Below are 10,951 nucleotides of genomic sequence, written 5' to 3' on the forward strand. Positions count from 1 at the left end.
AAGAGCCCTGAGCATCTGCTCAGGGCTTTTTCTATTTTTCCAGATGCTATTATTGCTGTTTTAGCAAAAATCCTCTGCGTTTACCTGCCTTTTTACCTCACGCTAAACCCGTCATACTCCCCTCATCGAACGAACATTCACTAATTCATTGAGAAAGAGGAACATCATGACTATCCCTGCATTCGGTCTTGGCACTTTCCGTCTGAAAGACGACGTCGTTATCGCTTCTGTTAAAACTGCGCTGGAGCTCGGCTACCGTGCGGTTGATACGGCACAAATCTATGATAACGAAGCCGCTGTAGGCCAGGCGATTGCGGAGAGCGGCGTAGCGCGCAGCTCCCTGTATATCACCACCAAGATCTGGATCGAGAATCTGAGCAAAGACAAACTGATCCCGAGCCTGAAAGAGAGCCTGAAGAAACTGCGTACCGATTACGTTGACCTGACGCTGATCCACTGGCCGTCACCGAACGACGAAGTCTCTGTAGAAGAGTTCATGCAGGCGCTGCTGGAAGCGAAGAAAGAGGGCCTGACCCGTGAAATCGGTATCTCTAACTTCACTATTCCGCTGATGGAAAAAGCGATTGCCGCGGTGGGCGCTGAAAACATTGCGACCAACCAGATTGAGCTGTCTCCGTATCTGCAGAGTCGTAAAGTGGTGGATTGGGCGAAAGCGCACAACATCCACATCACGTCTTATATGACTCTGGCTTACGGTAAAGCACTGAAAGATGAAGTGATTGCCCGCATTGCAGCGAAACACAACGCAACGGCTGCACAGGTGATCCTCGCATGGGCGATGAGCGAAGGTTACTCCGTGATCCCATCATCTACCAAACGCGAAAACCTGGCGAGCAACCTGCTGGCGCTGGATCTGAAGTTAGATGCAGAAGATAAAAAAGCGATCGCCGCACTGGATTGCAACGATCGCCTGGTTAGCCCGGAAGGTCTGGCACCAAACTGGGATTAATTTCCAGCCTGCTCTGTCCCCTGACTTAACCCTCTTACAGCTCCTTCGGGAGCTGTTTTACGTGCTCACTCAGGAAATCAATGAATGCCCGAATACGTGTGCTAACGGCGCGGTCACTGTAATACACGGCACTAAATGGCATCTCGACCGGCAGGCGTTTATCCGCCAGGATCTCCACAAACTCTCCGTTTGCTATCTCTTTATCCACCATATAATCCGACAAGCAGGCAATCCCGTTGCCGTTGAGACACAGCTGTTTCAGGGTCTCACCGCTATTTGAGGTCAGTCCGCACTCCACTTCAAGCAACTGCCCGTCGTAGCGGGCCAGCGGCCAGGTATTGAGCGAGGAGGGTTCGGTGAATCCAAGGCACACATGCTCGCCAAGTTCGTCGGTAGTCTGCGGGACACCATGTTCAGCAAGGTACTCCGGGGAAGCGATCACTTTTCGATAGCTGTTAAACAATGGACGCGCGCGTAGGCTGGAGTCGGTAAGGGTCCCGGCACGGATAGCGACGTCGACCTTGCGCTCAATAAGGTTGATAAAGGTCTCTGAAGAGACTAACGAAAGGGTCATTTCCGGATAGCGCTCGCGGAATGGCTTAATGAGCGGCATCAGAAAATGCAGCATCACCGGGGTTGCGGCATCGACCCGCAGTAGCCCGCGCGGTGTGTTTCTCGTTTCCATCAGCTCATTTTCTGCCGCCGCCATCTCCTGTAACACCACCTGCATACGGCGGAAATAGCGCTCGCCTTCTTCCGTCAGGCTCAGCTGGCGCGTCGTCCGGTTTAGCAAACTGACGCCAAGCTTTGACTCAAGCTTTTTGACCGCCCGACTGACCGCCGAATTCGCCTGGCCCAGCTGCTCGGCAGCCCGACTGAAGCTACCGCTTTCGACGACGGCAACAAAAATAGCAATTTCTTCTGATGTGGCTTTCATTTTTGCACCTGAAGCAAAATTCAATTGAGATTTTGGTGGTTTTTGTTATTTATACCGCGTCGCATACTACGTGTCATCTCATAATACTGTTGATACGGAGTTTATTATGCCACTGGCGCTACTTGCCCTGACTATCAGTGCCTTTGCGATTGGTACTACTGAATTCGTGATTGTTGGTCTGGTGCCTACTATTGCGGAACAACTGTCGGTCTCACTGCCATCTGCGGGGCTGCTGGTTTCTATCTACGCGCTTGGTGTTGCCGTAGGCGCCCCGGTGCTGACCGCGTTGACTGGGCGTCTGCCTCGTAAACAGCTGCTGCTGGCACTGATGGTGCTGTTTACCGCCGGTAACCTGCTGGCCTGGCAGGCTCCGGGATACACGACGCTGGTGATTGCCCGCCTGCTGACCGGTCTGGCACATGGCGTGTTCTTCTCCATCGGGTCGACGATTGCCACCAGCCTGGTACCAAAAGAGAAGGCCGCCTCAGCCATCGCCATCATGTTCGGCGGGCTGACCGTGGCGCTGGTAACCGGGGTGCCGCTGGGGACCTTCATCGGCCAGCATTTTGGCTGGCGGGAGACGTTCCTTGCAGTATCAGTACTGGGCGTTGTGGCACTGCTAAGCAGCCTGGTTCTGGTACCCTCTAACATCCCAGGTCGTGCGGTTGCCAGCCTGCGCGATCAGGTAAAAGTTCTGACTCATCCTCGTCTGCTTATCATCTATGCCATTACGGCCCTGGGTTATGGTGGTGTGTTCACGGCGTTTACCTTCCTTGCGCCGATGATGCAGGAACTTGCTGGATTCTCAGCCAGCGCGGTTAGCTGGATCCTCTTAGGGTATGGTGTATCGGTGGCTATCGGTAACATCTGGGGGGGTAAACTTGCTGATAAGCATGGCGCCGTTCCGGCACTGAAAATTATTTTTGCAGCACTGGTGGTGCTCCTGCTGGTCTTCCAGTTTACGGCTTCTATGCAATATGCAGCACTGGCAACCGTACTGGTGATGGGGATCTTTGCCTTCGGAAATGTTCCTGGTCTGCAGGTTTACGTTGTGCAGAAAGCGGAGCAGTACACTCCGGTGGCGGTAGATGTTGCCTCCGGATTAAACATTGCGGCGTTTAATATCGGGATAGCGCTGGGATCGGTTATCGGCGGGCAAACCGTTGCCCATTATGGGCTGGCGCAGACCCCGTGGATTGGGGCGCTGATAGTCCTTATTGCTTTCCTGCTCATCGGCGTGAGTGGACGTCTCGATAAGCCGGCCAGAGTCGCTTTGGGGTAAGCGTCGGGCAGTAAGCGCTTGCTTACAGAAGCTGACGAATGTTTCTGGTATTTAGCGTTGAAACTGTGCACAAAAATCCCTATAACAGAAAGACCCACCCGAGAAAGTGTGGGTCTTCTGTTATTGAGGTTAGAGTTTAAAAGTGCGAAAAAATACCTATGCCATGCGTTATGTCGCCGGACAACCTGCAGAGCGGATAATGCCGCCAGGTTCGTTCGCGAGCATTGGTAAAGCGTTACCCGCCGGAGTTCCTTTAAGCAGCGAAGAAAAGATCCGTGTTCTGGTATGGAACATCTTCAAACAACAGCGTGCTGAATGGATGTCGGTATTAAAGAATTTCGGCAAAGATGCGCATCTGGTGCTGCTCCAGGAAGCGCAAACGACCCCTGAACTGGTCTCGTTTGCAACTACCAACTATCTGGCGGCTGACCAGGTACCCGCTTTTGTCTTACCACAGCATCCCTCCGGGGTGATGACGCTGTCTGCGGCGCATCCTGTCTATTGCTGCCCATTACGCGAACGCGAACCTATTCTGCGCCTGGCGAAGTCTGCGCTGGTGACGGTCTACCCGCTGCCGGATATGCGCCTGTTGATGGTCGTGAATATTCATGCGGTCAATTTCAGCCTCGGCGTGGACGTCTACAGTAAGCAATTACTTCCCATTGGCGACCAGATAGCTCACCACAGTGGGCCGGTCATCATGGCGGGTGATTTCAATGCATGGAGCCGCCCGCGGATGAATGCGCTTTATCGCTTTGCCCGTGAAATGTCGCTGCGTGAAGTGCGCTTTAGCGACGATCAGCGTAAGCGCGCCTTTGGCCGCCCATTGGATTTTGTGTTTTACCGCGGACTGGCGGTTGACGATGCCTCAGTGCTGGTCACCCGTGCGTCCGATCATAACCCGCTACTCGTCGAATTCAGTCCCGGCAAACCCGACAGATAACGGTGCGTCAGGTCTGCCGTGGGGCAGGCCTGACGATGCGGTGCTGCCCTCTCAATTTCCATCACCAAAGGACAGCACAATGACAACACACTCTCATCATGATCACGTCGACAAGCAGTTTGGCTCACAAGCGAAAGACTATTTAACCAGTGCCGTGCATGCGGCCGGACGCGATCTTCAGCGCCTGGCGGAGCGTCTGCGTGATTCTTCACAAGCCTGCGTTCTGGATATGGGCTGTGGGGCAGGGCATGCGAGCTTTACCGCAGCTGGCGCAGTCGCAAACGTAACGGCTTATGATTTATCCCCACAGATGCTGGACGTGGTTGCCGACGCGGCACAGGAGAGGGGGCTTCGCAACATTACCACCCGGCAGGGTTATGCCGAGGTATTGCCGTTTGCTGATGCCAGTTTCGATATTGTTATCAGCCGCTACTCAGCACACCACTGGCACGATGTGGGTCGGGCGCTGCGGGAAGTGCAGCGTGTACTCAAACCCGGCGGCATATTAATAATGATGGATGTGATGTCACCAGGGCATCCGCTGCGTGATATCTGGCTGCAGACCGTCGAAGCGCTTCGCGACACGTCGCATGTGCGTAACTACTCCAGTGGAGAGTGGATGACGATGGTTAATGATGCGGGACTTACTACGCATACTCTGGTTACCGATCGTCTGGCGCTGGAATACACCTCCTGGGTTGCCAGAATGCGTACGCCACAGGCGCTGTGCGAGGCCATTCGTCTGTATCAGGAGAGTGCGTCTGAAGAGGTGAAGCGCTACTTTGCTTTGCAGGCGGATGGCTCGTTTACCAGCGACACTATCTGGTTAGAAGCCCATAAGGCAAAATAGCCAATAAAAAAGGCACCGCGGAGAACGGTGCCTTTTCATAGGAGTTTAAACTCTGTCAGGAGTCTGGTCTGTCGCTGTTTTTGACATACAGCGTCAGCTGGTCGCCAGGCTTCAGGTTGTTAGCGTCGTCATTCCAGCGCACCAGGTCGCGGATGTTGACACCGTGACGTTTGGCAATGCTGGACAGTGAATCACCTTTGCGCACACGATAGGTAATACTATCGTTGTTGCTGGCAAGACGCTGCGCACTGTTGCCTGCGCCAACGGTCAGGTTCTGGCCCACTTTCAGGCTCGAGCCGCGCAGGTTATTCCACTGCTGCAGATCTTTTGTCGACACGCCAAGACGTGCGGCAATCCCTGAAACGGTGTCGCCGGAACGCACCTTATAGCTACGGCTGGTCAACGGCGTGTTGTTCGCTATCAACGTAGGCTGAACAGCGGCAATTTCACCGGAGGCCAGAGATTCACGCAGCTGATTCGCGTGCTTCTTTGGCACCATCACGTACTTCGGGCCGACGGCACCAAGGGTGGAACCCTTCACACCGGCGTTAAACGCCTTCAGTTTGGTGACAGACATTCCGGTCATATCGGCGAGCTGTGTCAGTTCAACCGGACCATTCAGACGGACCCGCGCCAGCGCACGGCTTTCATCTGCACTTGGCAGCTGAACACCATAGCGTTTGCTGTTTTTGAGAATATCACTCAACGCCAGCATTTTTGGCACGTAGACCTTGGTCTCCTGAGGTAATGAGAGTGACCAGAAGTCCGTGGATTTACCACGAGCTTTGTTCGCTTTCACTGCCTTCATCACTCGACCTTCACCGCTGTTATAGGCGGCCACGGTTAATAACCAGTCGCCATCAAACATCTTGTTAAGACGCTGCATCATATCGAGGGCTGCCGTTGTTGAGGCCACCACATCGCGACGCGCATCATAACCGCGGGTCTGTTTTAAACCATAATTTCGCCCTGTGCTCGGAATGATCTGCCAAATGCCTGCGGCATTGGCACCAGACGTTGCGTGCGGGTCAAAAGCGCTCTCCACTATGGGTAGTAATACCAGTTCCATTGGCATGTTACGTTTCTTAACTTGCCCGGCTATCCAGTACATATACGGCTCTGCCCGTAAAGTTACATCGTGGAGATAGCTCTTATTTCTTAAGTACTTCTGTTTCTGTTCGCGGATCCGGGGGTTTTCCGGAATGCCCATCTTTAGCTCGTCACCGATGAAAGCCCACAAGTCCTGATTCTGCGCGTTGAAAGTTCCATCGTCCATCCAACGCGCCTGACTGGCAAATTTCTCGGCTTCTCCTTGACCAGCTGCAGAAAGGCTCTGTGCGTGCTGTTGAACGTTGCCATCTGGCTTTGACGCCTGGCACCCCACCAGCAGGACAGAGGCGAGTAATATCGCTTTTGCCTTCATGTGTGTGTCAATAGTTGCTTAAAAGACGACCGATCATAACGGCGAAGTTTTTAAAAGGCAACTCAGAATTGTCAGAAGTTGTCTTTCTTTGACCTTAACCATGCAAATCGCGCTTCTGATTGTTGCAATTTTGTTTCTTTGTCAATTTCTTTAATTAAATCAATGTCATTTATGCGTAAAAAAAGATTATTTTTACGTTCATTTTTCAGAATTACGGGGAGTGTTATTTGGTTTTTTGCACGTAACTCATTCACTTTATGATAGTAATCATTAATAGCCTTGTCCTGAGGAAGGATACTGAGCGAAAACTTCATATTTGCTAAAGTATACTCGTGCGCACAACAAATTAACGTATCGTCGGGAAGTGCATTAATTTTTTGCAACGATTGATACATCTGTGTTGCAGTGCCTTCGAATAATCTCCCACAGCCCCCCGAGAACAGGGTGTCACCGCAAAACAGATAAGGAAAACTGAAGAAACAGATATGTCCTAATGTATGGCCCGGTGTCGCCAGAATAGAAAATTTGTGTCCTAAAACATTAACCTCATCACCCTCTTTGACAACAACCGTCGTTCCCTTATCTTGTGTTTCTGCCGGTCCGTAAACCACTACGCCTGGAAAATGTTGCCGAAGTTCTTTTACGCCGCCAACGTGATCGTGGTGGTGATGGGTGAGTAAAATGGCTTCCGGCTGCCACTGGTGTTCGCGAATAGCCGCAAGTACCGGGGCTGCGTCACCCGGATCGACAATCACACAGCGACCTTCTTCATCGCTCAGAACCCAGATGTAATTGTCCTGAAAAGCAGGAATACTGATAAGATTCATAAATTCCCCCTTAAAGCGTAGCGGAAGGTTGTGATGAAACCGGCAAGGATACCCCAGACAGTCGCACCCCCCATTCACTGGTCTGAAATGCCATGGGGAGAGTACTACCGCGAAGCACTGGAATATCAGCTCAAACCGTGGCTGACAAAACTGTATGGATTTCATCTGCTTAAGATTGGCAATCTCAGCGCAGAAATCAATACCGAAGCGTGCGCTATCTCCCACCAGGTCAACGTCTCCTTACAGGGGGCGCCAATGCAGGTGCAGGCAGATCCGCTATGGCTTCCCTTTGCAGAGAAATCAGTCGACGCCTGCCTGCTGGCGCATACGCTACCCTGGTGTGAAGATCCCCATCGCTTACTGCGTGAGGCGGACAGGGTGCTTATTGACGATGGCTGGCTAATTCTTACTGGCTTTAATCCGATAAGCCTGATGGGGCTTCGCAAGCTGGTGCCGGTGCTGCGGAATACCACGCCCTACAACAGCCGTATGTTTACACTGACTCGTCAGCTTGACTGGCTGGCGTTGCTGAATTTTGAAGTACTTCATTATAGCCGTTTTCAGGTATTACCCTGGACGCGGCAGGGAGGAAGGCTGCTGAGTACGCATGTCCCGGCATTAGGCTGCTTACAGCTGATTATTGCCCGAAAACGGACTATCCCTTTAACGCTGAATCCTATGCGGCAGAACAAAACGAAAACCCGGATACGGCAAGCGGTTGGGGCAACCCGACAATACCGTAAACCGTAACATTACGCTTCCGGCTGGTAGCCGGTGTCTTCCAGGGTCGGGTTCCCGGCCGCGGTGCGGGCCAGCTCATCGCAGCGTTCGTTTTCCGGGTGTCCGGCGTGGCCTTTAACCCACTCCCATTGGATCTGGTGGTGGCTCAGAGCGGCGTCCAGACGCTTCCAGAGATCAACATTCTTCACCGGCTTCTTGTCGGCTGTTTTCCAGCCGCGCTTTTTCCAGTTGTGGATCCACTGAGTGATACCCTGGCGAACATACTGGCTGTCGGTGCTGAGCACGACCGCGCACGGCGCTTTCAGCGCTTCCAGCGCAACGATTGCCGCCATCATTTCCATGCGGTTATTGGTGGTGAGACGAAACCCTTCGCTAAAGGTTTTCTCGTGCTGCTGATAGCGTAGAATAGCGCCGTAACCACCAGGGCCCGGATTACCGAGGCAAGATCCGTCGGTGAAAATTTCTACCTGTTTAAGCATCTCTGGTAGACTTCCTCTGATGAAAACGACAAGTCTGACATAAATGACCGTTATGAGCACTGCAATTACACGCCAGATCGTACTCGATACCGAAACCACCGGTATGAATCAGATTGGCGCCCATTATGAAGGGCATAAAATCATCGAAATCGGTGCCGTCGAGGTGATTAACCGTCGCCTGACCGGCAGGAATTTCCACGTCTATCTTAAGCCCGATCGGCTGGTGGATCCGGAGGCGTTCAACGTTCACGGGATTGCCGATGAATTCCTTCTCGACAAACCGACGTTTGGCGATGTGGCCGATGAGTTCATTGAGTTTATCCGTGGCGCAGAACTCGTCATCCACAACGCGTCGTTCGATATCGGCTTTATGGACTACGAGTTCGGTAAGCTGAATCGCGATATTCCGAAAACCAACACCTTCTGCAAAGTGACCGACAGCCTGGCGCTGGCGAGGAAAATGTTCCCGGGCAAGCGGAACAGCCTCGATGCGCTCTGCTCGCGTTATGAAATAGACAACACCAAACGTACGCTCCACGGGGCGTTGCTTGACTCCCAAATTCTGGCAGAAGTTTATCTGGCGATGACCGGTGGTCAAACGTCGATGAAGTTTTCGGTGGAAGGGGAGTCCCGTCAGCAGGCCGGAGATACCGGAATTCAGCGCGTTGTACGTGCAGCCAGCAATCTACGGGTGATTTTAGCCAGTGATGAAGAGCTGGTTAACCATGAATCCCGCCTCGATCTGGTGCAAAAGAAAGGTGGAAGCTGTCTCTGGCGCGCGTGAATGTGCAGGTTATGATGTGAAAATCGCCGCGTGGGTGATTTTTGCAGCAAACGATTCAAAACGCGGGAAAAAGCATTGACGGCCCGCAGGGGAATACGTAATATTCGCCTCGTTCCCAAGGGAACACAACGCGGAGCGGTAGTTCAGTCGGTTAGAATACCTGCCTGTCACGCAGGGGGTCGCGGGTTCGAGTCCCGTCCGTTCCGCCACTATTCAGAAGGCCTGAATCAGCAATGATTCAGGCCTTCGTCGTTTCTGTCTCTCAGGATCACGGCTTCAGCTGCTTACGGATGTGGTGCTGCAACACGGCCAGCATACTGGCACCGGACAAACCAATCATCATTGCACCGTTTACCGCTTCCAGCGGGCCAAGCAGTTTCCACTGCGGGCTCATCACGACATCGCCGTAGCCGAGGGTGGCAAAGTTAACGCCGGAGTGGTACACCGCGGCGTTGAGCGTCGGAAACTCCCCCAGCCACAAAAACAGCATCCCCCACAGCAGGATCTGCAGCAGGTTGCCGAGCAGCACAATGGTGATAGTGCCAAACAGCGCGAACGTACCGGCAACAAAGCCCTCTTTATGCCGAAAACGTCGGATGTAAAAACGAATACAGCAGACCGCAACCAACGACTGCAGCAGCATATTGCAAAGGATAACCGGCATCCCTACCAGTAGGGGTAACAACATATTAGTCTCCTGAAGATAATTCGGCGGTAGCGGGGCGATGAGCCCGATACTTTGCCAGCAGGGCCACGCAGGCCCAGCCGTACAACGCGACGGCCACATATAACGCGGCTCGCATGGCGGCAGCGGTCCAGACGTCTTTTCCTGAAGCGCTATCCTGAATCGCCGGGCCAAATAAAATCAGCGCGGTTATCCAGGCGTTGCTCCAGAAAGAAGGAGGGAAGCGGGAGGGGGTGAGCTTCAGTAACCGTCTTGCCACCCACAGGCTCATGAGCGCCAGCCACAGCACCAGCATCAGTAGTGACGGCCAGAGGCTCAGCCCGCACCACAATACCAGCGCCAGCAGAGCTCCCATTAATGTCGAGAGCACCAGTTCGAGCCCGGATTGCTTTGCGGAAAGGGTATTGGTCTGCTGAGCCAGCATCACGGTTTTCATGACCGCGGGTATGTAAAACGCGGGATTGCTTAGCGCCAGAAACCAGACCGGAAGCACTATCAATACCGCGCGTCCTGCCAGGTAGCGAGAGGGGACTACCACGGCAGTAGATGATTTTTTCTCAGCCGCGACGGCAGGCTGCGGTGGAAACAGTGCCAGCGTCAACCGGTTCACCAGTGTGCCGGTGATAATGCCAATACCCATCATCTGCGCAATACCTATCGCCAGCGTTTGTTCAACCAGCCCGGCCACCGGAATAATCGCGATGGCCACTATCAGCAGCATGGCAGGCGTACTCTTCCCGGCAAGGCTCATTAGCATCAGTCGATAGAGCAGAAGCGCGATGAGTAATAGCGTCGGTTGCGGGTAGTAGGTCAGCAGCGGTACCAGCAGTACGCCGCCAATCATGGTTGTCGTCAGGAGTAACCCAACGACGATACCTTTTTTCAGCGGTAGCGGCTTTCCCTGGCACAGCACAATCCACGCCATAATACAGCCGAGGTGTGGCATCGGCAGGGCGGTGCCGTAGCAGATAAATGCCGCTACAGCGATGCCACTGCCTATCCTCAATGCTGCCCGGTCCGCGTTATGCAT

At 53.4% G+C, this 10,951-nt stretch carries 12 protein-coding genes and 1 tRNA gene; 7 read left to right on the forward strand and 6 right to left on the reverse strand.

What is annotated here, in order from left to right; genetic code table 11:
• Positions 1-166 precede the first annotated feature (166 nt).
• Positions 167-970 carry a 2,5-didehydrogluconate reductase DkgB gene (dkgB, locus tag GYRE_RS06830; protein WP_038254072.1) on the forward strand — a complete coding sequence of 268 codons (804 nt, stop codon included), beginning with the start codon at positions 167-169 and terminating at the stop codon, positions 968-970.
• 34 nt (positions 971-1,004) lie between these two features.
• Here the strand turns inward: dkgB and yafC are convergent, their stop codons facing one another.
• A complete protein-coding gene (gene yafC, locus GYRE_RS06835; protein WP_038254075.1) occupies positions 1,005-1,907 on the reverse strand; it encodes a DNA-binding transcriptional regulator YafC in 903 nt (300 codons plus the stop codon).
• A 106-nt stretch (positions 1,908-2,013) separates the two neighbouring features.
• Between yafC and GYRE_RS06840 the strand changes: the two genes are divergently transcribed.
• The 3 genes from GYRE_RS06840 (at position 2,014) to GYRE_RS06850 (ending at position 4,982) form a co-directional block, all read left to right on the forward strand.
• The gene (locus GYRE_RS06840) at positions 2,014-3,189 is read left to right on the forward strand and encodes an MFS transporter (RefSeq protein WP_038254077.1); all 1,176 of its coding nucleotides are present in this window, start codon (positions 2,014-2,016) and stop codon (positions 3,187-3,189) included.
• A 142-nt stretch (positions 3,190-3,331) separates the two neighbouring features.
• A complete protein-coding gene (locus tag GYRE_RS06845; protein ID WP_071777513.1) occupies positions 3,332-4,132 on the forward strand; it encodes an endonuclease/exonuclease/phosphatase family protein in 801 nt (266 codons plus the stop codon).
• Positions 4,133-4,211: 79 nt separating this feature from the next.
• Positions 4,212-4,982 carry a class I SAM-dependent methyltransferase gene (locus GYRE_RS06850; RefSeq protein WP_038254081.1) on the forward strand — a complete coding sequence of 257 codons (771 nt, stop codon included), beginning with the start codon at positions 4,212-4,214 and terminating at the stop codon, positions 4,980-4,982.
• Positions 4,983-5,037: 55 nt separating this feature from the next.
• On the opposite strand, the gene mltD is transcribed toward GYRE_RS06850, so the two are convergent.
• Both mltD and gloB read right to left on the reverse strand, forming a co-directional pair.
• Complete coding sequence (mltD, locus tag GYRE_RS06855) at positions 5,038-6,405, reverse strand: murein transglycosylase D (RefSeq protein WP_038254083.1); 1,368 nt, start codon at positions 6,403-6,405, stop codon at positions 5,038-5,040.
• Positions 6,406-6,476: 71 nt separating this feature from the next.
• Positions 6,477-7,232: a hydroxyacylglutathione hydrolase gene (gloB, locus tag GYRE_RS06860; RefSeq protein WP_038254085.1), complete on the reverse strand. Its 756-nt coding sequence runs from the start codon at positions 7,230-7,232 to the stop codon at positions 6,477-6,479.
• A 33-nt stretch (positions 7,233-7,265) separates the two neighbouring features.
• On the opposite strand from gloB, the gene GYRE_RS06865 reads away from it, so the two are divergent.
• Positions 7,266-7,982, forward strand: a complete 717-nt coding sequence (locus GYRE_RS06865; protein ID WP_006818591.1) for a class I SAM-dependent methyltransferase — start codon at positions 7,266-7,268, stop codon at positions 7,980-7,982.
• 2 nt (positions 7,983-7,984) lie between these two features.
• Here GYRE_RS06865 and rnhA read toward each other — a convergent pair whose 3' ends face one another.
• Entirely contained in the window at positions 7,985-8,551 is a 567-nt protein-coding gene (rnhA, locus tag GYRE_RS06870) for a ribonuclease HI (RefSeq protein WP_161617679.1), read from the reverse strand.
• On the opposite strand from rnhA, the gene dnaQ reads away from it, so the two are divergent.
• Together dnaQ and GYRE_RS06880 are read left to right on the forward strand one after the other, a co-directional pair.
• On the forward strand, positions 8,505-9,236 hold the full coding sequence (gene dnaQ, locus GYRE_RS06875) for a DNA polymerase III subunit epsilon (RefSeq protein WP_006818593.1): 732 nt from the start codon (positions 8,505-8,507) through the stop codon (positions 9,234-9,236). The genes rnhA and dnaQ overlap by 47 nt on opposite strands.
• A 132-nt stretch (positions 9,237-9,368) precedes the next feature.
• Positions 9,369-9,445, forward strand: a tRNA-Asp gene (locus tag GYRE_RS06880).
• A 59-nt stretch (positions 9,446-9,504) separates the two neighbouring features.
• Here the strand turns inward: GYRE_RS06880 and GYRE_RS06885 are convergent.
• Complete coding sequence (locus GYRE_RS06885) at positions 9,505-9,924, reverse strand: ion channel (protein ID WP_006818594.1); 420 nt, start codon at positions 9,922-9,924, stop codon at positions 9,505-9,507.
• Position 9,925: 1 nt separating this feature from the next.
• Complete coding sequence (locus GYRE_RS06890; protein WP_038254092.1) at positions 9,926-10,951, reverse strand: DUF2955 domain-containing protein; 1,026 nt, start codon at positions 10,949-10,951, stop codon at positions 9,926-9,928.

It is taken from the genome of Yokenella regensburgei ATCC 49455 (genome assembly GCF_000735455.1).
Lineage (GTDB): Bacteria > Pseudomonadota > Gammaproteobacteria > Enterobacterales > Enterobacteriaceae > Yokenella > Yokenella regensburgei.